The following is a 20872-nucleotide window of genomic DNA, read 5'->3' as shown; positions in this document are numbered from 1 at the left end:
ATGACGGCCATCGTTTCGCGACGCACAGCGATTGGCCTACTGGCGACCTCGGCCTTGTTGCCGGCCGGGATCGCCAGGGCCGCCACGGGGCGGCTCTATCTGAATGCCTATGGCAGCAGAGGCGGCTTTGGTGTCGCCGGGTTCGATGCGGCAGGCCAGATCCGCTACAGCCTTACCCTGCCAGGGCGCGGCCACGGCTTTGCACGCAGTCGCGATGTCGCCGTGGCATTCTCGCGCCGGCCGGGTGATTACGCCGTGGTGTTCGCGGTGCGGGACGGCATAGAACTGCATCGCATTGCTGCTACCGGTGATCGCAGCTTCTGTGGTCATGGCGCGTTCACGCCCGATGGACGGCTGCTGTTTGCCACCGAGGCGGTCGGCTCGACAGGCGAAGGCGTACTCGGGATTTATGATGCGGCGCAGGCTTATCGCCGGATCGGTGAATATCCGACCCACGGTCTGGACCCGCATGAAATCCGCCTGATGCCCGATGGCCGGACATTGGTGGTGGCCAATGGCGGCATCCTGATGCTGGCCGGCATGCCCAGGCTGAAGCTGAACATCCCGGATATGAACCCGTCGCTGGTCTACCTGGATTCCGCCACCGGTCGGCTGATCCGGCAGGTCCGGCCAGACCATGAGCTGCGGCAGCTCAGCATCCGTCATATCGCCATCGACCGGCACGGCCGGGTAGCCATCGCCATGCAGTATGAGGGGCCCGAAACCGACCAAGTGCCGCTAGTGGCCTGGCATGGCGGGCCGGAGGAGCGCACCGGGCTGCGGTTCCTGCCAATACCGCCGGAACAGCGCGCCGGCCTGCGGCAGTATTGCGGCAGCGCCGCCATGGATGATGGCGGCCGGCTGCTGGCGGTGACCAGTCCGCGCGGCAACCGGATGGTGCTGTGGGACATGGACCAGCAGCATTATCTGGCAGCGGCCGGGATGTCGGATGTCTGTGGCGTGGCAGCGCAGGCAGATAGCGCGGGGTTCCTTGTCAGCAACGGACTGGGCCGCATCGCATCCTGGCAGCATGGCTTGAAGGTCGCTGCATTGCAAAGTAGCACCGGGTGGAAGTGGGATAATCACATGCTGGCGGTTACGGCGTAAAGTACTGAAATAACGACTATCTTTATTTTCCATAATATAAATTATCCGATTAATGGGTATCTTGGCGGTCACCACCTTTTGACCCTGGGAGCAACCAGAATTGGCTGCGGAGCACCACTGGCTGTGATCAAGGCAGCCGTGCGGCAACCGTTATCTCGACCAGCAAATCCGGTGATGCGAGCCTCGCCTCCACAGTCGTGCGCGCCGGAGCAGCCCCTGACGGAATCCACCCTTCCCAGATCACATTCATCGCCGCGAAGTCGGCCACCGATTTTAGATAAATCGTCGCAGTCAGCAGATGGGACTTGTCACTGCCCGCCTCTGCCAGGAGCTTATCAATGCGGCCCAGAACCTCCTGCATCTGCTGGTCCAGAGAGTCTGCTGCCATCCCGCTGGATGTCTGACCGGATAAAAACACCATTCCGCCGCATATCACCGCCTTGCTCATGCGGGCATTGGTCTGAATTCTCCGGATATCAGTTCCCATAGTCGTCTCCTGTTGTCGTGGTGCTGTCCAGGGCGGCCAGCGATCCGATCGGGATCGGTTTCAAAGGCGGTCGAATACGATAGGCACCGACCTCACCCGGATCGCGCCGCAGTTCCCTGGCGAGAATCTGCGTCACAGGCAGCCCACAGATGCGACCCTGGCAAGGTCCCATGCCGCAGCGGCTGAAGAATTTGGTCTGGTTCGGCCCGGTACAGCCCTGACTGGCCATCTTCCGGATCCGGCCGGCCGTCACCTCCTCACATCGACAGACGACAACGTCATCGGATGGTTGAAGCAGCCATTCGGGTGGCTGATATAGGGCATCCAGAAAGGGCCGGATGCGGCGATGCCGATCGAGCAGCCGCCGCATCATGGCGGTGCCGCGATCCCGTTCAGGTTCGGTAATTTTGCCAAGTGTATAAGCGGCCCCATAAGCCGCAATCATTCCGCTGGCCTCGGCTGCCAGGGCACCAGCAATGCCGCCGCCATCACCGGCGATCCTGATTCCGGGCGATGATGTCTCGCCCCAGGAATCCAATATCGGATGCCAGCACAACTGCCCCTGATTCCAGGCATGCTCTATGCGCAGCATCCGCCCGATCTGGGTATTCGGTATGATACCGTGATGCAGCAAAACGACATCGGCAGCGATCCGCTGATCCTGCCCCCTGGAGTGAAATCGAACGGCCTCCACCTGCTGCCTGCCGTCAATGGAGAGAGCCGAGGCCTGCCTGAACCAAGGTATTCCAGCGACGCGGATCTTGCGCATCATGGAAAGACCCTTGATCAGATAGGCTGGCGCCGTCAATGCGGTCGGCAAATGGGGCAAGGCCCGCAACAGATTGGCCGCTGGTGAAGTTTCCACAATGGCAGTGATCTCGGCACCAGCATCCATGAGCTGGCAAGCGACGAGGAACAGCAGAGGTCCGCCGCCCGCCAGCACCACCCGGCCAGCCGGAAGGCTTGCGCCACTTTTCAGAGCAATCTGTGCCGCGCCGGCATTCATCACCCCCGGCAAAGTCCAGCCGGGGACTGGCGATGCACGTTCCATCGCTCCACTTGCGGCGATGATCTGCTTCGCGCGCAAGCGAAACGATTGCCCGTTCTTCTGCGCGCTGACCTCGCGGTCGGCCGTGACCTCCCATACCAGCGTACCGAAATGCGTTTCGACTGCGCTACCCCGCAATCGTGCCGCCAGTTCCCTGCCATGCAGGTAGTCCGGACCCAACAGCGCGCCGAGATGGCCGGATACACCGTTGATGTTGCGGTATATCTGGCCACCTGCCTGCATCTGCTCATCCATCAGCAGTGTCTTCAGGCCAAGCGCGGCACCGGCATTGGCCGCTGCCATTCCGGCGGGCCCGCCGCCAATTACCAGCAGATCGCATTCCCGCGTGGTCATTCCGCCGCTCCGATATCCCGGGCGCCGGTCAGCAATGTCACACGCATGCCGGGTCGCGCATCCACCATACAGGACTGAACAAGTCGGCCATCGATCTCGACCATGCAGTCGAAACATACACCCATCAGGCAAAGAGGGGCCCGCGCCTGTCCCGACACCGCCGTGTGCCGGAATGGAACTATTCCCGCATTGAGCATGGCTAGCGCCACGGTTTCACCATTTTGGGCGGTGATCGGCGTGCCATCAACACAGAGCTCAAAGCCGTCCTGCTCCGGCGCGACCGGTGATTGCATCCGCTTAAACATGAAATCGCTCTGCCCCAAAGCCACCGATATCGGAAAAACGCGCTCTTCCCAGCATCCATTCCACCAGAGGGCCTGCATGAGCTGCGGCAAGTGTGATCCCGCTATGACACGTGATTACATAAGCGCCGGGGTATTCTGCCGAACCCTCGTAGATCGGATAGCCATCTGGCGTCATTACCCGCAGCGCACCCCAGCAACGCACTAGGTTCGCATTCTGCAATTTCGGGAAACAGCGCACCGCCCGATGAGCAATATGCGCCAGCTGATCAATAGTTGTGGAATCATCAAACCCCACATCTTCCTTTGAATCGCCGATCTGCACGACCCCCTCGCCTGTCTGCCGGACTGTCAGCGTGGCCAGCCGCAGAAACGGCTTTATGCGCTCACTGACCAGAATCTGGCCCCGCACGGGTTTTACCGGCGCATTCAAGCCGACCATCGGCGCCAGGGCGCGATTGCCAAGACCGGCGGCGAGCACAACCCGGCCAGCGCTGAACCGCTTGCCGCCAGCCTGCATCTCGAATTCTCCGCCTCTGGGGATAATGTTCTCCACCGTATGCCCAGGCAGGAGGGTTCCGCGGCGCGCCTGAATACCGGTCACCAGAGCATGCAACAAGCGCAGCGGGCTGACATGCCCATCAAGTGGACAATATATCGCCCCCACGGCCTCCGGCCCCACCTCGCTGACCAGCCCGCGGAGCGCCTTGGCGTCGAGCACCTCGAAGGGGTAATTCGAGGCCAACTGCGTACGCAACGCCTGCAGTTCGCTCGCGCGCGTCTCAAGCTCGCTCTGGTTCAGGCAAATGCTCAGCCCGCCATTCTGGCAGAGCTGCAGATCGGTATCTGCCTGGGCCGCCAATTCCTCCGCGAAAGCGGGCCACAGCGCCGCCGCCGCCATGGTCCAGCGAGCGTAATCCGGATTTTTAGCGCCTTTGCCCTGCACCCAGACCAGACCGAAATTTCCACGTGCAGCCCGGAAAGCGACATCACCTTCGTCCAGTACCGCTACCCGATCTCCGCGTCTGGCGAAACCATAGGCGATCGACAATCCCACCACGCCGCCGCCAACAATGACTGTGTCACACGCGATGGAGGTCATTTCGATTTGCCCGCGAGAATGCGATCCAGCCCATAGAAGCGATCCAGAATGACCATCAGGATCAGCGTCATGACGATCAGAACCGTCGATATCGAGGCCACCAGTGGGTCAATAGTGTGAGCAATGTGGTTATACATCTTGACCGGCAGTGTCTCGGTTGTGGCGGACGCGACGAAAACCGACATCGTCAATTCGTCAAAGCTGTTGATGAAAGCGATCAGCCACCCCCCCGCCACGCCGGGCAGGATTAGTGGCAGCTCGATCCGCAGAAACACCGTCCATGCCGAGGCCCCAAGCGAATACCCTGCCTGCGCCAGGCTGCGGTCGAAGCCGGTCGCGCCAGCAATAATCAGGCGCAGGACATAAGGCAGCACGATCACCGTGTGGGCGACCGCCAATCCCCACAACGTGCTCGAAGCGCCGATCTGGGTCAGAAAACGCAGCAGCGAAATTCCGAGTACCACATGGGGAACCATTAATGGCGAGAGCAGCAGCCCGAGAACGACATCGCGCCCGGGGAAACGGTGCCATGCGATAGCGATCCCAGCCGGTATGGCCACCAATGTGGCGATGGTCGCGGCTGTGGCTGCCAGCCCAATGCTGCGCCAGAAAGCATCGATAAAATCCGGCGCATGCAGAATCGCCCTGTACCAGCGCAGTGAAGCGCCGTCGAATGGGAGAGCGACATAGCCCTTGTCGGTCATCGACACCAAGGCGACCACGACCAGTGGCGCCAGCATGAAGCATGCGAAGGAGATGTGGAAAACCAGCAATGCCCGAGGAGTGCGAGTCATTGGAATACCTGACGATAGCGCCATTCGACGAAGCGGTTCATGGCCAGAGAGCAAGTCAGGACAATGACCAGCAATGTCACCGCCAGCGCGGCACCGAGCGGCCAGTTCAGGCTGCCGAGAAACTCGTCGTAGATCGTCGTGGGCACCACTTTGAGGCGCCGGCCGCCAATAATCGCCGGTGTTGCGAAGGCGCTGGCAGACAAGGCAAAGACGATTAGGCTACCGGAAAGGACGCCGGGGATGACCTGCGGGAACACGATTCGCCGCAAAATGGTGATCTGATTGGCGCCAAGAGATTCCGCAGCGTGTTCCGTCGCCGGATCCAGCTTCTGCAGCGAGGCCCAGATCGCCAGGACCATGAATGGCACCAGAACATGCACCAACGCGACAACCGTTCCAGTGAAGGTGAACATCAGACGGATCGGCTCGTCGATGATGCCAATGGCGCGCAGAGCGTTGTTCAGAATCCCCTCGTTTCCCAGAAGGACGGCCCAGCCCAGGGTCCGCACCACCACCGAGATAAGCAGCGGGCCAAGCACGATCACCAGCGACACTGAGCGCCAGCGCGACGACAGGCGGCTCAGTACGTAAGCTTCGGGAAGTCCGATCAAGATGCAGATTACGGTAACGAGCATCGCCATGCCAAAAGTTCTGGCGAATATTGCGTGGAAATACTCATCAATGACGATGTCGCGATAATTAGTCAGCGTCATGCCATCACCTATGCCTGTCGTCAGGTCATAAGGGTAGAGGCTGAGCGATAATGTCATCACCAGCGGCAAGGCCACGAAGGCCATGGTCAACAGCAGGCTGGGCGCCGACAGCCAAAAGGGAAGCGTGTTGCGGCTTGGGGTCATCGACTGGTTCCGCTTGCCACCACGCGGGCATGTGCGCCGACCCAGCTCATGCCGATCACATCCCCTTCTCCGGTCGCGGGCATTCCGGTATTCGGTTGTGTCAGATGCATTGGACCAAGCGGCGTGTCGACCTGGAAAAGCCAATGATTGCCGAGGAAAACTCGGGCGGAAACCTTCCCATGCAGCAATGGTGCCGTATCGACAATCTCAATCTTCTCGGGCCGGATGATGTAATCAACATCACCCTCCGGTATATTGCCCTCAACGGGAAACCAGCGGTCGCCGGCCAATACCGACTTCCCGTTCGAGCGACCGGAGAAGACATTTGCCTTGCCCAGGAAGGTAGAGGCAAATTGCCCGTTCGGTCTCTCGTACATGTCATACGGCCGGGCCACCTGTTCGACCTGCCCTCGATTCATCAGCACAATACGATCTGATAGGGTCATCGCCTCTGCCTGATCGTGAGTGACCATGATGGTGGTGATTGCCACGCGGCGCTGCAACGCGCGCAACTCGATCTGCATGTCTTCGCGCAATTTGGCGTCGAGCGCACCCATGGGCTCATCCAGCAGCAATACCTGTGGCTGGATCACCAGGGCGCGCGCCAGTGCTACGCGCTGGCGTTGGCCACCCGACAATTCGCCGGGATAACGGTCGGTCATCGCATCGAGATGCACCAAAGCCAGAGTTTCGGTTACGCGCTGCTCACGCTCACCCCGCCCTATGCGCCGCATCTCCAGCCCAAAAGCGACATTCTCAGCCACGGTCATATGTGGAAATAAAGCATAGCTCTGAAACACGATTCCCAGGCCGCGCCGGCTCGGCTTGAGCGCCGTGATATCGCGGCCATCAAGGAAAACCTGCCCGCTGGTCGGCGGCACGAATCCTGCGATCATCTGCAGGGTGGTGGTCTTGCCGCAGCCAGATGGGCCCAGGAGGCAGACAAACTCCCCTTTTTCCACCGTGAGGTCGCATGAGCTTACCGCCTCGATATCGCCGTAGCGTTTGCCCAGCCCCCGCAACTCAAGAAAACTCATCTGCCCCCAAGCCCCCAATCAATGTATTCCGATCACTTTTCAACCGAACGGTTCCACCGGTTGGTCCACTCGGCGCGTTTCGCATTAATGATATCGTAGTTCGGCGAGATCAGCGCATTGACCTTCTCTGGCCCAAAAACCACCTTCGCGGCAATGTCTGGCTCCAGCTTGGTTGTGTTGTTCACCGGACCCCAGCCCAACCTGCTAGCGATCATTCCCTGCACTTCCGCCGAAACCACATGCTGGAGGAATTGCTGGCCGAGCGCCGCCTGTGGCCCATCATTGACCACGCAGCCGGAGACCATGATTACGACGGCTCCTTCCTTCGGATAGACAAACTCGACCGGCGCCCCCTGGTCGACGACCGACTGCACCCGTCCATTGCCCCAAACCACCAAAGCCCCCTCGCCTGTTTGCATCATCTGCGCCATCTTTCCTGGCGAAGGCTCCCAGGCCAGAACGTTAGGAGCGACCTTCTTGGTCATGACTTCGAAGCCGGGGTCGATTTTTTCTTCACCGCCGCCATTCAGACGCGCCATCATCACCAGAGTCAGCAATCCATAGCCATTGGTGATCGGGGGAATGACAACCTTTTGCTTGTATTTCGGATTCAGCAGGTCATTCCATGAGGTTGGCGCGCTCCAGCCATTCTTGGTGAAAACCTCTTTGTTGTAAGCCAGGCCAGTGGCGATGAAGCCGATGCCGACCGATTTATCGCCGACCATGCGGGCATTAGGATAGATCTCGTTGATCGAGCCGGAATTCTGGACCGGCGCGCAAAGCCCGGCGCCAACGGCCTGATACATCGGACCATCGTCGATCAGCGCCACTGACAATTCCTGTTTACCTTTCTGCGCCTGTAACTTGGCGAGAATGTCGGTGGAATTTCCAGCCACATAGGTAACCCGGCTGCCTGTCCGCGCCTCGAATGCCGGGATGATCTTTTCCTTGAACAACTGCTCGGTGGCACCGCCGGAGCCACCAACATAGATATGCGTCTGGGCAAGGGCCGGGGCCACGAAGGCGGCCATAATCGTCGCACTCATAACGTATAGGTATTTGCGCATCTTTTTCTCCGCTGTCGGTATTTTCTCTGGTTGATCCATATTCTTGCAGGAATTCATGGATGAAAACGATCATACGTGGAGTCGTTTGATAAAAAAATGAAGACATTTTCGTCTGTTTATGCTTTTTTGTTATATATGAAACCAAGCTTAAATCTGCGGCAGATCGAGGCATTTCGGTCCGTCATGCTGGCCGGCAGCGTGGTCGGCGCGGCCAAACTGCTGAACGTCACACAGCCAGGGGTCAGTCGCGCCATCGGCCTGCTAGAGCAACGGCTGAAATACGCGCTGTTTGAGCGACGCGGGCGTCGCCTTGTACCTACTCCGGAAGCCGAAACGCTGTATCGGGAGGTTGAGCAGGTTTACGGCGGGATCGACCGTATCGCTCAGGTTGCCGAGGACATTCGGCACCAGCGGATCGGCGTACTTCGCATCGCTACATTGCCGGCGTTGGCGCAGTGGCTGGTGCCAGCGTGCATTTCCCGTTTTCTGTCGACCCGCCTCGACGTCAACGTATTCGTCCAGAGTTTGCCCTCGTTACAAATCGCAGAGCTTGTTTCCCGGCGGCAATTCGATATCGGCATAGTCGAAATGCCGGTGAACCGCCCAGGCATCGAAGTCGAACAACTTGAGCCGATAGATTTCTCTGCTGTTCTGCCCAACGGTCATCGCCTGGCGGCAAGCCGTGCCATCTCAATGAAGGAATTCGATGGTGAAAGAATGGTCCTGTTGTCGCAGCACAGCTTTGTCCGCTACAAGATCGACGACGCGCTGTCGCAGCATGGCGTAACGCCCAGGGTCGTGATCGAGACTCCAAGTTCATCCATCGCCTGCGCCTTGGCCGCAGCAGGCGCCGGCATCACGTTGGTGCCCCGATGGACGGCCGAGGAGTATTCCAGTTCGGGTGTCGCCATTCGGCCACTCAAAGAACCTTTATCCTCGCAATACGCCCTGATATTTCCCCAGATTGCCGCACGCCTGACATTAGCCACGGCCTTTGCGGATGAATTACGGGCCTTCATAAAGCCAGTGAGCCGGAAGTCCGGGAAGTAGGTAAAATCCCAGAAATGGCCGGGCTGTTACCTAGCTGCGATTATGATTACCCGGCCTTCACCCTAGCGCGGAAGGCATGCAGCAGCGGCTCGGTATAGCCGTTCGGCTGCGTCACGCCCTCGAAGACCAACGCCCGCGCCGCCTGATACGCCAGGCTGTTGTCGAGGTTGGTCGCCATCGGGCGATAGGCGGTGTCGCCGGCATTCTGGGCATCGACCTTGGCTGCCATGCGACGGAACGCGGCGTCCACCTGCTCGGCCGTGCAAACCCGGTGTAGCAGCCAGTTGGCCATGTGCTGGGATGAAATCCGCAGAGTCGCGCGGTCTTCCATCAGGCCGATATCGTGGATATCGGGCACCTTTGAGCAGCCGATACCCTGGTCCACCCAGCGCACCACGTAGCCCAGGATGCCCTGGGCATTGTTGTCGAGTTCGTCGCGCACGTCCTGCTCGGAGAAATTCAGCCCCGTGGCCAGCGGAATGGTCAGCAGCGCGGCCAGCGATGGCACCGGCTGCTTCGATACTTCGGTCTGGCGCGCGAAAACGTCCACGACATGGTAATGCGTGGCATGCAGGGTTGCTGCCGTCGGGCTCGGCACCCAGGCGGTGTTGGCGCCGGTTTTGGGATGGCTGATCTTCTGCTCCAGCATGTCGGCCATGCGGTCGGGCGCCGCCCACATGCCTTTGCCGATCTGCGCCTTGCCGGAAAGGCCGCAGGCCAGACCGATGGCCACGTTACGCTCCTCGTAGGCCTTGATCCAGCTGGAGGCCTTCATGTCGGCCTTGCGCACCATCGGGCCGGCCAGCATCGAGGTATGCATCTCGTCACCGGTGCGATCGAGGAAACCGGTATTGATGAAGACGATGCGATCCTTCACCGCGTGAATGCAGGCCGCGAGATTCGCCGAGGTGCGGCGCTCCTCATCCATCACGCCGACCTTCACCGTATGGCACGCCAGGCCCAGCATGTCCTCAATGGCATCGAACAGGCGGTTGGTGAACCCCGCCTCTTCCGGCCCATGCATCTTCGGTTTCACGATATAGACGGAACCCGCGCGGCTGTTGACGAAATGCCCACGCCGCTTGAGGTCGTGCATGGCGATCAGACTGGTGACGATGCCATCCAGAATGCCTTCCGGTGCTTCTGAATCGTCTGATAGTCGGATTGCCGGCGTGGTCATCAGATGGCCGACATTGCGCACGAACAGCAGGCTGCGACCGGGCAGGATCAGCTTGCCGCCATCCGGTGCGATATATTCGCGATCCGGTTCCAGCGCACGCGTCATGCTGCGGCCGCCCTTGTCGAAGGTGGCGCTGAGATCGCCCTGCATCAGGCCGAGCCAGTTGGCATAGGCCTCCACCTTGTCTTCAGCATCAACGGCGGCAACGGAATCTTCCAGGTCGACAATAGTCGTCAGTGCCGCTTCGAGGATCACGTCGGCCATGCCGGCTGGATCACCCTTCCCGACCGGATGGCTGTGATCGATCACCAGTTCGATATGCAGGCCGTTATGCTTCAGCAGCACCGCGCTGGGATTGCCTGCATCGCCGCGATAACCGACGAAGGCCGCGGCATCCTTCAGCGTGGGCGACAGCTTGCCGTCCTTCACTGACCAGCCCTTCACGGCGGCATGGCTGCCCGAGGCAAGCGGCACTGCCTGGTCGAGGAAGGCTTTTGCCTTCGCGATCACCCTGGTGCCGCGTGCCGGGTCATAACCCTTCTTCTCGTTTGGATCATGCGGGATCGCATCGGTGCCATAATAGGCATCGTAGAGGCTGCCCCAACGCGCATTGGCGGCATTCAGCAGGAAGCGTGCATTCAGCACCGGCACCACCAGCTGCGGCCCGGCCATGCGGGCGATCTCGTCATCTACCTTCGTGGTGCCGACCTTGAACGGCGCCGGCTCAGGCACGAGGTAGCCGATTTCGCGCAGGAAGGTCTCGTAAGCGACAGCATCATGCGGCTTGCCGCGCTGTGCCACATGCCAGGCATCGATTCTGGCCTGCAGGTCGTCGCGTTTGGCCAGCAGGGCGCGGTTTTCCGGGGTAAAGCGCGCGAAGATGGCTGCCGTACCGGCCCAGAAATCCTTCGGTTCGATTCCGGTGCCGGGCAGCGCCTTTTCCTCGATGAAGCGGGCAAGGCTCTCGGCGACCGAAAGACCGGCGCATTGAACGATTTTTGTCATGGCGTTTCCTGGAAAGCTGAGCGGTACCGACTGGATTGAAGGAAAATAGCAGCCCTTTCATTCATTCTGTAGGCGAAAAGAATTGAAAGCAGTCGTTCCTTATGGGAAACAATAGCCATGGACAGGGAATATGAGCTGTTCGCCCGGGTGATCGAAACCGGCAGCCTGGCGGCGGCAGGCAGAACCCTGAGCCTGTCCCCGGCCATGGTGTCTAAGCGGATCGCCCGGCTGGAGGAACGGCTTGGCGCCCGTCTGCTACATCGGACCACCCGAAAGCTGACCACTACCGAAGCCGGACAGCGGTTTTATGAGCGCGTGGTCGATATCCTGGCCGCTTCGCGCGAGGCCGAAAGCCTGGTCAGCGCCGCCGATGGCGCGCCGGCCGGCCGGCTGCGCATCACCGCCCCCACCTCCTTCGGCCGCATGCATGTGGCGCCGCATCTCAAGCCTTTCCTCGACCGCTGGCCGCGGCTCAAGCTGGAACTCGATCTTTCCGATGCCTATGTCGACCTGCTGGCCGAACGGATCGACCTCGCAATCCGTATTGCACCGGCCATCGGCAGCGGCCTGACCGGAATCCGGCTGGCGCCGAACCGGCGCGTATTGTGCGCAAGCCCGGAATACCTGACGCAGCATGGCATGCCGCAGCGTCTGGCAGACCTGAACCGGCATTGCCTTCTGGCCGCAGCCGCCCAACTGCCATGGCGCCTGCAGGGCCACAGCGGGCCTGTGATCGTGCAAGGCGAAAGCATCGTGCGCACCAATTCGAGCGAAGTGGTGCGCGAACTGGCCCTGGCCGGCATGGGGATCGCCCTGCGCTCGACCTGGGATATTGGCCCGGACCTGCGGACCGGACGGTTGCAGGTCGTGCTGCCGGATCATCCGGGGGCCAGCGATGTCGGGATTTATGCCGTTTACCCGCCAGCCAAATTTGTACCAGCCGCCGTGCATGCCTTCATCGCCTATCTGCAGGACCTATACGGTCCCGAGCCGGCCTGGGACCGGCATCTGGCCGTCCCGGCATAAAATCGGGGGCTTGACCAGAATCAAAACGATGTGGCGTGAATACCGGTATTTAAAGCAGGGTTACCATGGCGCCTTATGACGGTCGCCGAACAGGCTGTAGAAGAGCGGTTTCGTCGCTTCAAGTACCTTGCTGCGGTGCTCGGGTGACGCAGTCCAGGCAAACTCGATATCCCAGGCGGAGTAGCCGGCCATGAAAAAGCGCGCAGGACCATCGACCAGGGTATCGCCGCCACCGGCAGTGAGACCCACAACCTGCGGATACCAGGCCCCGCCGGCCACCAGTCGCATGGGCCTAGTCCAGGTCGACGGATTCTCCGGCGTCCGGCTGACTGAAACATAAACCCCTTCCTGGAGCATGTTGTAATGCCCGCCGGCCGTATGATTCAGCAGCATGACATAGGCATCGAGCTGGCGATTGAAATGAATGGCCGGTCCCCAGAAAGCATCGGGATCGGTATGGCGCCAGCCGCGCCGCGTCGGCCACAGCGGCGTCGGCAATTGTCCCGTCGCAGGTCGCCACTCGCCTGCGCACCACAGCTCCAGCGCTGGAGCGGGATTGTCGCGCATCGCGATCGGGAACCGCGCCATGGCGATACCCTGCGCGGCCTCGTCGGTGACATAACAGGAAAAGGCGAGATAGAAATATTGCCCCCCGCAATCCGGCACAACGCAGAAATCGCCATAGCCGCCGGCGAGGAAACCGTTCCGGTAACCGCTGTCGGTCATCCCGGCCGGTGCCCGCAGTACCTCGCCAAGGCAGCGCCAGCTCATGCCATCGTCGCTCGAAACGACGGCGCCGATATGAGGGACAAACAGCGGCGGCGGTCCCTCAAGAATCTCTTCCGCATGATACCAGCCATATATCGGGCCGCGCGGATCGCGCCAGACAGCCTCGATCCATTTCCCCACATTCGGATCCGGATCATCGAGCAGTCGCACCGCCTGCGGCGCCGCGCCATCACGCAATCCGGAGCCAAATCGGCGATGGTAGGAATGACCACGCGGCACGTAGTGGGAGAAAAATGCAACAGCACCCTCGGCATCGACCCGGACCGGGCTGTTTGCGTCAGTGCGCGGAAAATCAGGCGGATGCAACATAAGCGGCTCAGCCGCCCGCAATGTCACGCGCAGGCCCCCTTCGGATATATCGGCGACGATCTCCCCCATAACGTCACCCTAGCCGAAAGCAGGGGCTGTGCAGAAGGCCTGAAAACATGAATCGTTTACCTACGCCCCTCCTGCCCACCGAACGCTTCATATGGGGCGTTTCCACGTCGTCCTACCAGATTGAAGGGGCGACCAAGACCGATGGTCGCGGCCCGAGCATATGGGACACCTTCTGCCAGCAGAAAGGCCGCATCGCCAATGGCGACACCGGTGACATTGCCTGTGATCATTACCACCGGTTCCCTGAAGACATCGCATTAATGCGCGACATGGGAGTGCAGGCTTATCGCTTTTCGGTTGCCTGGCCTCGCCTGCTGCCCAATGGTCGCGGCCATTTCAATGAAGCCGGCGCAGCATTTTACGACCGGCTGATCGATGCCGTGTTGGCGGCCGGGATCGAGCCCTGGCTGTGCCTGTACCACTGGGACCTACCGCAGGCCCTCGACGACGAAGGCGGCTGGCTCAGTCGCGATGCTGCCGGCTGGTTCGCCGATTATGCCACGCTGGTGGCGCGTCGATATGGCGATCGTGTGAAGCGGTTTGCCACATTCAACGAGCCTGGTGTCTTTGCGCTCTTTGGCTTTGGCCTTGGCTGGCAGCCACCCGGCGTCGTCGATGCTGATGCCCATCGCAAAGCCATCCATCATGTCAATCTTGCCCATGGCGAGGCAGTGGATGCACTACGCGCCGGCGTGTCCGGAGCCAGCATCGGCGTGATCCACAATATGCAGCCCTGCCTGCCGGCCTCGGCCGCCCTTGAGGACCTTGCTGCCGCGGCCCGCCTGCACATGCATTGGAACCAGGCCTTCCCGGACCCACAGATCCTTGGTTATTACCCGACCATTCTGGCCGATGAACTGGCGCCGCAGATCGCGCCGGGCGACATGGCGCGCATCTGTCGGCCGCTCGACTGGCTAGGAATCAATCACTATTCCCCGATTTATGCCCGTGGCGACAAAAACGCACCGCTTGGTTATGCCTGGGCTGGCCCGCCTGATGGCACGCCACAATCCGAGATCGGCTGGCAGGTCCATCCGGATGCGTTCCGTGACATCCTGCTGGAAGCCTCGCGCCGCTATCACCTGCCGATCTACGTGACCGAAAATGGAACCGGTGGGCGCGATCAACTCGATCATACCGGCGCGGTAAAAGACCAGCATCGCATCAACTACCTCAATGCCTATATCGGGGCCATGCAGACCGCGATCGCCGCCGGCGCCGATGTGCGTGGATATTTCGTCTGGTCGCTGCTCGACAATTTCGAATGGGGCGCCGGCTACGGCGATCGTTTTGGGTTGATTTATGTCGATTACCCGACGTTGCGTCGCATTCCAAAATCATCCGCCCGCTGGTACGCCGATCGCATCACCCGCGAAACCGCTACCGGGCCCGCTGGAAAGCCATGACCGGAAACCGTAGAATCCTGCTCGGCGATGTCGGCGGCACCAACCTGCGCTTAGCCGTATATGATGGGAAGAATTGCGGGCCGATCACCACCCTGTCCCGCGCCGCTTATGCCGACATCGATGAGGCGATAACCGCCCATTTGCATGATAGCACCGCCCCAGCCCTTGACGCGATCGCCCTTGCTGTGGCCGGGCCGGTGCAAAACGGCCGCATCGTCATGACAAATGCCGACTGGCAATTGGACACAGCCGCTTTGCAGCAACGTTTCGGCCTGTCAGCCGTCTGGCTGGTGAATGACTTCGTCGCTACCGCCTGGGCCTTGCCGCACTTCTCCAGCGATGCCTTGCGCCAATTCGGCGGCGGAACGCCGGAGCATGCAGCACCGAAAGCCGCCTGTGGTCCGGGGACCGGGCTTGGCGTCAGCGCCTTTCTTCCGGCGGTCGATGGCGGATATGCCATGGCCAGCGAGGCCGGGCATATGACTCTGGCTGGACAAGATGCTGGCGAGGATGCCGTGCTGGCCGTGCTGCGCCAGAGATTCGGTCATGCCTCGGCCGAGCGCGCGCTCTCAGGTCCTGGCCTAGAGAATCTGCATCAGGCCATGGCGACAGTAGAGAAACAACCGGCTGCCTCGCGCCCGGCGGCCGAAATCCTCGCGGCGGCGCAGGATGGCAGCTGCGATCTGTGCCGCAGGACAGTTGGAATGTTCTGCGCTTTGCTCGGCAGTTTCGCCGGCGACCTTGCCCTGGCTTTTGATGCCCGCGGCGGACTTTATCTGGCCGGCGGTATCGTGCCGCGCATGCTTGATCTGCTGGACAAATCCACTTTTCGCGCCCGCTTCGAGGCCAAGGGGCGGTTCCGCTCACAACTCGAACGCATCCCGGTTTTTGCCGTCCTGCATCCAGAATCTGCTATTTTGGGTTTGCAGGCCATGGTCGACCGCAACGCCGTGTAGGAAACATCAGGTGCAGCCCGAGGCCCAATCCATCAGGCAATCCCCATCCGCGATGGGCACCGCGAGGGGATTCCTGCGTCTTGCGATGCCGTATTGGTATGGACCAGAGCGCTGGGCTGCCTGGCTGTTATCCATCGCGCTTGTACTGCTTGATCTTGCACAGGTCGTGCTTGCGATCCGCCTCAATCTCTGGAGCGCCGATCTCTTTGACGCGTTGGAGCGCCGCTCTGCCGAAGGCTCGTTACGGCAGATCATCATCTTTGCTGCCCTCGTCCTTGGCATGATGGTGGTCAATGCGATCCATCTTCATATCAAACGCGCGCTGCAGCTCGGATGGCGGGAGTGGCTGACCAAAGAACTGATCGGCGAGTGGATGCATGATGGCCGCCAGTATCGGTTGAGCATCGCTCCCGGCAACCACAGCAACCCGGACGGCCGCATCGCCGAGGATATCCGCATTGCTACCGAAGCGGCCGTCGATCTGGCCCATTCTCTGATCTACTGCCTTTTGTTGCTGATCAGCTTCCTTGGCATCCTCTGGGGCCTATCGGGGAACCTGCCAATCCACATTGACGGCATCACGTTCGACATTCCCGGCCATATGGTCTGGCTCGCCTTCCTGTATTCCGGTGTCGGTTCGGCCCTGGCGATGTTCATCGGCCGCAAACTGGTTTCTGCCGCCGACTGGCGCCAAACCGTGGAGGCAGACCTGCGCTATGCCCTTGGCCGCAGCCGGGAGAATGCCGAAGCCATTGCCGTTGCCCAGGGTGAACGCGAAGAGCGCGGCTTGCTGCTGCGCTTATTCAAACCCGTGGCAACCGCCTGGCACAACCAGAGCACCGGCCTGCGCCAGTTGATCCTGTTCACCTCGGCCTACAGCACATTGGCAACGATATTCCCGGTCCTGGTCAGCACGCCGCGTTATCTTCTGGGCGAGATTACGCTGGGCGGCCTGATGCAGACGGCCCAGGCTTTCCAGCAGGCAACCGCAGCACTGTCATGGCCGGTCGACAATTTCCCTCGTCTGGCCGAATTGCAGGCATCGGCCGAACGCGTTCTTGAACTCGATCAATCCCTGTCAGCAGCTGAAGCCATTCGCGCCAATCAACACTCAGACGAGCGGATTGTCGTAGCCAAGACTTCTGATGCCGCCCTTGGATTCCGGAACGTGACGATTGCCGAACCGGACCAGCGCATTATCTCTGCCGGTTTGTCACTTGAGATCCGGCGGGGTGAGCGCGTGCTACTGACCGGCGACCAGCATGCAGCCGCGGTTCTATGCAAGGCCGTGGCTGGCGTCTGGCCCTGGGGCCGCGGCCGGATCGAAGTCCCATCGCAATCACTGGCCCTGCTGCCGCAACGCCCCTACATGCCACCCGGGACTTTGCGTCATGCGCTGCTGTACCCGGTAACGCCGCCACAAGGTGGCGATACCGTACTGACCGATATGCTTCATCGCGTTGGACTCGATTATCTGCTGCCGCAACTCGATACCGAGGCAGACTGGGGCCAGGCACTGAGTCCTGGCGACCTGCAGCGAATAGGCTTTGCTCGCCTTCTGTTGCACCGGCCGCTCTGGATTCTGATTGATCAGGCCACCGATGGGCTTGATGAAAAATCCCAGCTAGCTCTATTGCATATGCTGGGCGAAATGCTTCCCGAGGCAACAATCCTGGCGGTTGGGCACCGTTCCGATCAGAATGGATTCTTCACCCGTCACCTGGTGCTCGAGCGTTCCGAAGCCGGCACCGTATCGTTGCAGGAGGAGCCCAGCCCGCCTGCTCACGAGCCCTCGCCGGCCCCAATGCCACCTGCCTCGTTGTCCAGCCGGATCGGCCGGCTGATCGACCTGATGCGTGCGGGCTTCGGCGAGGGCTGATCCAGATCAACGCGGGAGATCCCTGCGCCGGCTAGATTGAACGGGCTGTCAAGCAGCAGGGCGGATGTCACGCATGACGCATGGAAACATGCAATCGGGGCCGTATACGGAAGAGCCTGTGGCCATCCCGCCATTCGGGCTGGAAGGCCTTCTGGTGCTGCCGCCGCGGTGCCGTGCGGTTATCGTCTTCGCCCATGGCAGTGGCAGCAGCCGTAACAGCCCCCGCAACAAGCATGTCGCAGCCGCCTTGCAACGGGCTGGATTTGGCACATTGCTGTTCGATCTGCTGACCGAGGCTGAATCCTCAAGCCGCGATAATGTCTTTGATATCGATTTACTGGCTGAACGCCTGACGCTGGCGACCGAATGGCTGGGCCGGCGCATGGAACGGATCGCGCCGCGCATCGGTTATTTCGGTGCCAGCACGGGCGCCGCCGCAGCCTTGGTCGCCGCCGCCCAGCCTGACTGCGCGGTCCAGGCCATCGTCAGCCGCGGCGGCCGCCCCGATCTGGCCGGGGCGGCCTTGCCGCATGTTACCGCACCCACCCTGCTGATCATCGGGGGGCTCGACCGTGAAGTTCTGGCGCTGAACCGCCAGGCGATGGCACATATGCGCTGCAAGGCGACCTTGCAAATCGTGCCGGGCGCCACCCATCTGTTCGAGGAGGCCGGTACGCTGGAGCAGGTGATCGGCCATGCCAGTACCTGGTTCAGCCATTACCTATTGCAAAGCGAGGCCGCGGATGTTTCTGGACAGGACTGAGGCCGGTCGCCGTCTGGCCCAGCGGCTGCAGGACTTGCAGGACACCAAGCCGGTGATCCTGGCCCTGCCGCGCGGCGGCGTACCGGTGGCAGCCGAGGTAGCCTCCGCCCTGCATGCGCCACTCGATCTGCTGCTGGTGCGCAAGATCGGCGCGCCACACCATGGCGAACTGGCTGTTGCCGCCGTTGCCGACGGCCAGAAGCCGCGCCTGGTGGTGAATCGTGAAGTGGCCGACAGCCTGCATGTCGATGACGACTATCTGCGGACTGCCGCCCAACGCGAACTGGCCGAAATTGAGCGGCGCCGCAAACGATATGATATCGGCCAGCCACATCCCGAGGTGAAAGGCCGCACGGTGATAGTTGTGGATGACGGTATAGCCACTGGAGCCACCGCCAAGGCTGCCCTGATGCTGCTGCGGGCCGCGCAACCCAAATCCATCATTCTGGCCATTCCGGTCGCGGCATCATCCACGCTGGAGGAGTTCAGGGGACTCGCGGATCGGATCGTCTGCCTGGAAACCCCGCCGGACTTCTATGCGGTTGGGGCGCATTACCGGGAGTTTCCGCAACTCACCGATGATCAGGTGGTCGAGTTTCTGAAAGCTGCTGTCCAGCCGACTCCACCGCAGTAACCCCCGGCCGCCTGCCGCTTGCACCAGCCAACAACGCACCGCATTTTGGCAATCTTCGTTTTCCTGCATGCCGGTGCCTGCCATGACTGCCGCCCCCGATCTCTCCAGCCTGTCCCGCCTGCTTGCCATCATGGCCCGGCTGCGCGACCCCAAGGGTGGCTGCCCATGGGACCTGGAGCAAACCTTCACCACCATTGCGCCCTATACCATCGAGGAAGCCTACGAGGTCGAGGATGCCATTGCCCGGAACGATATGGCTGGGTTGAAGGACGAATTGGGTGATCTGTTGCTGCAGGTGGTATTCCACAGCCGGATGGCCGAGGAGGCCGGGCATTTCAGTTTTGCCGATGTTGCAGCTGGAATCAGCGACAAGATGGTGCGGCGGCATCCACATATTTTCGGTGATGTTTCGGCCGACCGGCCTGAAACAGTCAGCGCCAACTGGGAAAGCATCAAGGCAGCCGAACGTGCCGCCAAGGTCGAGACAGGAACGGACGGTATCTCGCCTGTACTGGCCGGAGTCACCGCCGGCTTGCCGGCTTTGCTGCGTGCCGTGAAGTTGCAGAACCGGGCGGCCCGCGTGGGATTCGACTGGCCCGAGAAGCAGCCGGTGATTGATAAAATAAAAGAAGAATTACAAGAGCTTGAAGAAGAAATCGAATCTGGAACACAAGAAGCGATGAATGAGGAGTTCGGCGATTTTCTCTTTGTTGTTGCCAACTTGGCTCGGCATCTGAAGCTCGATCCGGAAGATTGCCTGCGCGCAGCAAACCGTAAATTTGAGCGTCGCTTCAGTATGATGGAGCAAATAATAAACGCTGAAGGTAAAGAATTGGCCGGTTGCGACCTGGCGACCATGGATGAAGCCTGGAATATTGCAAAGAAGCGGGAAAAAACCGCCAGCCCTTAGTCCTTAGGCAGCCATGCCACCGTATTCCAGCTGGCCGGCGCTATTCCTAACCTCTGAAGGCCTGTGAAGGGCATGCCAAATCAAAGGCTTGCCCCGCTCATGAGGAAAATTCCCTGGATTATTTCGGGAACCAACCCTGCCACCGCCGGGTTTCCTCCAGCGTCCGTTCACCGCCATCAAGAGGAGGTTTTACATGCGCAAGATCGCCATCACCGCCGTTTCAGCCCTTGCCCTGCTGGCCGCCGTGCCGCTGGCCCCTGTTTACGCCGCCAGTGGCGCCTGGGAGCAGATCGAAGGCAATTGGAACCAGCTTGCCGGCAAGGTGAAACAGCGCTGGGGAAAACTGACCGACAACGACATCACCGTGATCAACGGCAAGCGTCAGGAACTGGTCGGCAAGATTCAGGAACGCTACGGCGTTGCCAAGAACGAGGCCGAGAAGCAGGTCGGTGAGTGGGAAAAGACCCAGTCGCCGCAATAGCGGCAATCGCATTACCGTCGCCTGTAGACTTAAAGGAGATTCATCATGGCCAATACCGCAAAGCGCGTCGAAGCGAATGTGAAAGCCGCCCTGCCGTCCTGGGATCGGGTCGCCGGAAACTGGAAACAGTTTGCTGGCAAGGCCCGGGAACGCTGGGGCGAACTGACCGACGATGACCTGAGCTGGATCGACGGTCGGCGTGAGCAATTGGTCGGCAAGATACAGGAGCGTTACGGCATCATCGCCGACCAAGCCGAACG

21 protein-coding genes are annotated in these 20872 nt (G+C 60.8%); 11 read left to right on the top strand and 10 right to left on the bottom strand.

The genetic code is table 11. The annotated features are described in order from the left end of the window. Nucleotides 1-1107 carry a DUF1513 domain-containing protein gene (locus Q1J79_RS06235; protein WP_300298027.1) on the top strand — a complete coding sequence of 369 codons (1107 nt, stop codon included), beginning with the start codon at nucleotides 1-3 and terminating at the stop codon, nucleotides 1105-1107. 127 nt (nucleotides 1108-1234) lie between these two features. On the opposite strand, the gene Q1J79_RS06230 is transcribed toward Q1J79_RS06235, so the two are convergent. From Q1J79_RS06230 to Q1J79_RS06195, 8 genes are read right to left on the bottom strand one after another with little or no spacing between them, the layout of a single operon-like run. After that, nucleotides 1235-1594 carry a RidA family protein gene (locus Q1J79_RS06230; RefSeq protein ID WP_300298025.1) on the bottom strand — a complete coding sequence of 120 codons (360 nt, stop codon included), beginning with the start codon at nucleotides 1592-1594 and terminating at the stop codon, nucleotides 1235-1237. Beyond that, nucleotides 1584-2996: an NAD(P)/FAD-dependent oxidoreductase gene (locus tag Q1J79_RS06225; protein WP_300298021.1), complete on the bottom strand. Its 1413-nt coding sequence runs from the start codon at nucleotides 2994-2996 to the stop codon at nucleotides 1584-1586. Before Q1J79_RS06225 ends, Q1J79_RS06230 begins: the two co-directional genes overlap by 11 nt. Continuing rightward, a complete protein-coding gene (locus tag Q1J79_RS06220; protein WP_300298018.1) occupies nucleotides 2993-3301 on the bottom strand; it encodes a (2Fe-2S)-binding protein in 309 nt (102 codons plus the stop codon). Before Q1J79_RS06220 ends, Q1J79_RS06225 begins: the two co-directional genes overlap by 4 nt. Further along, complete coding sequence (locus Q1J79_RS06215) at nucleotides 3294-4400, bottom strand: FAD-binding oxidoreductase (RefSeq protein WP_300298016.1); 1107 nt, start codon at nucleotides 4398-4400, stop codon at nucleotides 3294-3296. Before Q1J79_RS06215 ends, Q1J79_RS06220 begins: the two co-directional genes overlap by 8 nt. Further along, nucleotides 4397-5140 (bottom strand): ABC transporter permease, encoded by a 744-nt coding sequence (locus Q1J79_RS06210; RefSeq protein ID WP_300298013.1) that lies wholly within the window; start codon nucleotides 5138-5140, stop codon nucleotides 4397-4399. Before Q1J79_RS06210 ends, Q1J79_RS06215 begins: the two co-directional genes overlap by 4 nt. A gap of 50 nt (nucleotides 5141-5190) precedes the next feature. Then, nucleotides 5191-6051, bottom strand: coding sequence for an ABC transporter permease (locus Q1J79_RS06205; protein WP_300298011.1), 861 nt, complete (start codon nucleotides 6049-6051; stop codon nucleotides 5191-5193). Further along, the gene (locus tag Q1J79_RS06200) at nucleotides 6048-7088 is read right to left on the bottom strand and encodes an ABC transporter ATP-binding protein (protein ID WP_300298008.1); all 1041 of its coding nucleotides are present in this window, start codon (nucleotides 7086-7088) and stop codon (nucleotides 6048-6050) included. The genes Q1J79_RS06205 and Q1J79_RS06200 overlap by 4 nt, the downstream gene beginning before the upstream one ends. A gap of 32 nt (nucleotides 7089-7120) precedes the next feature. Beyond that, nucleotides 7121-8212, bottom strand: coding sequence for an ABC transporter substrate-binding protein (locus tag Q1J79_RS06195; protein WP_300298006.1), 1092 nt, complete (start codon nucleotides 8210-8212; stop codon nucleotides 7121-7123). 39 nt (nucleotides 8213-8251) lie between these two features. Here Q1J79_RS06195 and Q1J79_RS06190 point away from each other — a divergent pair, with 39 nt between their 5' ends. Further along, complete coding sequence (locus Q1J79_RS06190) at nucleotides 8252-9205, top strand: LysR substrate-binding domain-containing protein (protein ID WP_300298002.1); 954 nt, start codon at nucleotides 8252-8254, stop codon at nucleotides 9203-9205. Between the two features lie 46 nt (nucleotides 9206-9251). Here the strand turns inward: Q1J79_RS06190 and Q1J79_RS06185 are convergent, their stop codons facing one another. Next, on the bottom strand, nucleotides 9252-11390 hold the full coding sequence (locus Q1J79_RS06185) for a malate synthase G (RefSeq protein ID WP_300297999.1): 2139 nt from the start codon (nucleotides 11388-11390) through the stop codon (nucleotides 9252-9254). Between the two features lie 117 nt (nucleotides 11391-11507). Here Q1J79_RS06185 and Q1J79_RS06180 point away from each other — a divergent pair, with 117 nt between their 5' ends. Further along, the gene (locus Q1J79_RS06180; protein WP_300297996.1) at nucleotides 11508-12416 is read left to right on the top strand and encodes a LysR family transcriptional regulator; all 909 of its coding nucleotides are present in this window, start codon (nucleotides 11508-11510) and stop codon (nucleotides 12414-12416) included. A 60-nt stretch (nucleotides 12417-12476) separates the two neighbouring features. Here the strand turns inward: Q1J79_RS06180 and Q1J79_RS06175 are convergent, their stop codons facing one another. Continuing rightward, nucleotides 12477-13583: a hypothetical protein gene (locus Q1J79_RS06175; RefSeq protein ID WP_300297993.1), complete on the bottom strand. Its 1107-nt coding sequence runs from the start codon at nucleotides 13581-13583 to the stop codon at nucleotides 12477-12479. Between the two features lie 47 nt (nucleotides 13584-13630). Between Q1J79_RS06175 and Q1J79_RS06170 the strand changes: the two genes are divergently transcribed. From Q1J79_RS06170 to Q1J79_RS06135, 8 genes are all read left to right on the top strand, one after another. Then, nucleotides 13631-14989, top strand: coding sequence for a GH1 family beta-glucosidase (locus Q1J79_RS06170; protein WP_300297990.1), 1359 nt, complete (start codon nucleotides 13631-13633; stop codon nucleotides 14987-14989). After that, on the top strand, nucleotides 14986-15945 hold the full coding sequence (gene glk, locus Q1J79_RS06165; RefSeq protein WP_300298086.1) for a glucokinase: 960 nt from the start codon (nucleotides 14986-14988) through the stop codon (nucleotides 15943-15945). The genes Q1J79_RS06170 and glk overlap by 4 nt, the downstream gene beginning before the upstream one ends. A gap of 10 nt (nucleotides 15946-15955) precedes the next feature. Continuing rightward, complete coding sequence (locus Q1J79_RS06160) at nucleotides 15956-17824, top strand: ABC transporter ATP-binding protein/permease (protein WP_300297987.1); 1869 nt, start codon at nucleotides 15956-15958, stop codon at nucleotides 17822-17824. A gap of 118 nt (nucleotides 17825-17942) precedes the next feature. After that, the gene (locus tag Q1J79_RS06155) at nucleotides 17943-18587 is read left to right on the top strand and encodes an alpha/beta fold hydrolase (RefSeq protein ID WP_300297985.1); all 645 of its coding nucleotides are present in this window, start codon (nucleotides 17943-17945) and stop codon (nucleotides 18585-18587) included. Beyond that, complete coding sequence (locus tag Q1J79_RS06150; protein ID WP_300297982.1) at nucleotides 18568-19221, top strand: phosphoribosyltransferase; 654 nt, start codon at nucleotides 18568-18570, stop codon at nucleotides 19219-19221. The genes Q1J79_RS06155 and Q1J79_RS06150 overlap by 20 nt, the downstream gene beginning before the upstream one ends. Before the next feature lie 82 nt (nucleotides 19222-19303). Continuing rightward, nucleotides 19304-20131 carry a nucleoside triphosphate pyrophosphohydrolase gene (mazG, locus tag Q1J79_RS06145; protein ID WP_300297979.1) on the top strand — a complete coding sequence of 276 codons (828 nt, stop codon included), beginning with the start codon at nucleotides 19304-19306 and terminating at the stop codon, nucleotides 20129-20131. A 250-nt stretch (nucleotides 20132-20381) separates the two neighbouring features. Further along, nucleotides 20382-20612: a CsbD family protein gene (locus Q1J79_RS06140; RefSeq protein ID WP_300298083.1), complete on the top strand. Its 231-nt coding sequence runs from the start codon at nucleotides 20382-20384 to the stop codon at nucleotides 20610-20612. A 45-nt stretch (nucleotides 20613-20657) separates the two neighbouring features. Beyond that, on the top strand, nucleotides 20658-20872 hold a 215-nt coding region (locus Q1J79_RS06135), incomplete at its 3' end, for a CsbD family protein (protein WP_300297976.1).

The sequence above is a fragment of the Ferrovibrio sp. genome, assembly GCF_029255545.1.
Classification (GTDB): domain Bacteria; phylum Pseudomonadota; class Alphaproteobacteria; order Ferrovibrionales; family Ferrovibrionaceae; genus Ferrovibrio.
The sequence above is the reverse complement of the archived record's forward strand: the minus strand, read 5'-3'. Positions and strand labels throughout refer to the sequence as shown.

Excerpts from the sequence above, each read along its gene's own strand:
- Q1J79_RS06220 (WP_300298018.1), bottom strand. The coding sequence starts at position 3,301 with ATGTTTAAGCGGATGCAATCACCGGTCGCGCCGGAGCAGGACGGCTTT.
- Q1J79_RS06235 (WP_300298027.1), top strand. The coding sequence starts at position 1 with ATGACGGCCATCGTTTCGCGACGCACAGCGATTGGCCTACTGGCGACC.
- Q1J79_RS06190 (WP_300298002.1), top strand. The coding sequence starts at position 8,252 with ATGAAGACATTTTCGTCTGTTTATGCTTTTTTGTTATATATGAAACCA.
- Q1J79_RS06150 (WP_300297982.1), top strand. The coding sequence starts at position 18,568 with ATGTTTCTGGACAGGACTGAGGCCGGTCGCCGTCTGGCCCAGCGGCTG.
- Q1J79_RS06225 (WP_300298021.1), bottom strand. The coding sequence starts at position 2,996 with ATGACCACGCGGGAATGCGATCTGCTGGTAATTGGCGGCGGGCCCGCC.
- Q1J79_RS06180 (WP_300297996.1), top strand. The coding sequence starts at position 11,508 with ATGGACAGGGAATATGAGCTGTTCGCCCGGGTGATCGAAACCGGCAGC.
- glk (WP_300298086.1), top strand. The coding sequence starts at position 14,986 with ATGACCGGAAACCGTAGAATCCTGCTCGGCGATGTCGGCGGCACCAAC.
- Q1J79_RS06175 (WP_300297993.1), bottom strand. The coding sequence starts at position 13,583 with ATGGGGGAGATCGTCGCCGATATATCCGAAGGGGGCCTGCGCGTGACA.
- Q1J79_RS06200 (WP_300298008.1), bottom strand. The coding sequence starts at position 7,088 with ATGAGTTTTCTTGAGTTGCGGGGGCTGGGCAAACGCTACGGCGATATC.
- Q1J79_RS06230 (WP_300298025.1), bottom strand. The coding sequence starts at position 1,594 with ATGGGAACTGATATCCGGAGAATTCAGACCAATGCCCGCATGAGCAAG.
- mazG (WP_300297979.1), top strand. The coding sequence starts at position 19,304 with ATGACTGCCGCCCCCGATCTCTCCAGCCTGTCCCGCCTGCTTGCCATC.
- Q1J79_RS06170 (WP_300297990.1), top strand. The coding sequence starts at position 13,631 with ATGAATCGTTTACCTACGCCCCTCCTGCCCACCGAACGCTTCATATGG.
- Q1J79_RS06185 (WP_300297999.1), bottom strand. The coding sequence starts at position 11,390 with ATGACAAAAATCGTTCAATGCGCCGGTCTTTCGGTCGCCGAGAGCCTT.
- Q1J79_RS06205 (WP_300298011.1), bottom strand. The coding sequence starts at position 6,051 with ATGACCCCAAGCCGCAACACGCTTCCCTTTTGGCTGTCGGCGCCCAGC.
- Q1J79_RS06215 (WP_300298016.1), bottom strand. The coding sequence starts at position 4,400 with ATGACCTCCATCGCGTGTGACACAGTCATTGTTGGCGGCGGCGTGGTG.
- Q1J79_RS06195 (WP_300298006.1), bottom strand. The coding sequence starts at position 8,212 with ATGAATTCCTGCAAGAATATGGATCAACCAGAGAAAATACCGACAGCG.
- Q1J79_RS06210 (WP_300298013.1), bottom strand. The coding sequence starts at position 5,140 with ATGCTGGCGCCACTGGTCGTGGTCGCCTTGGTGTCGATGACCGACAAG.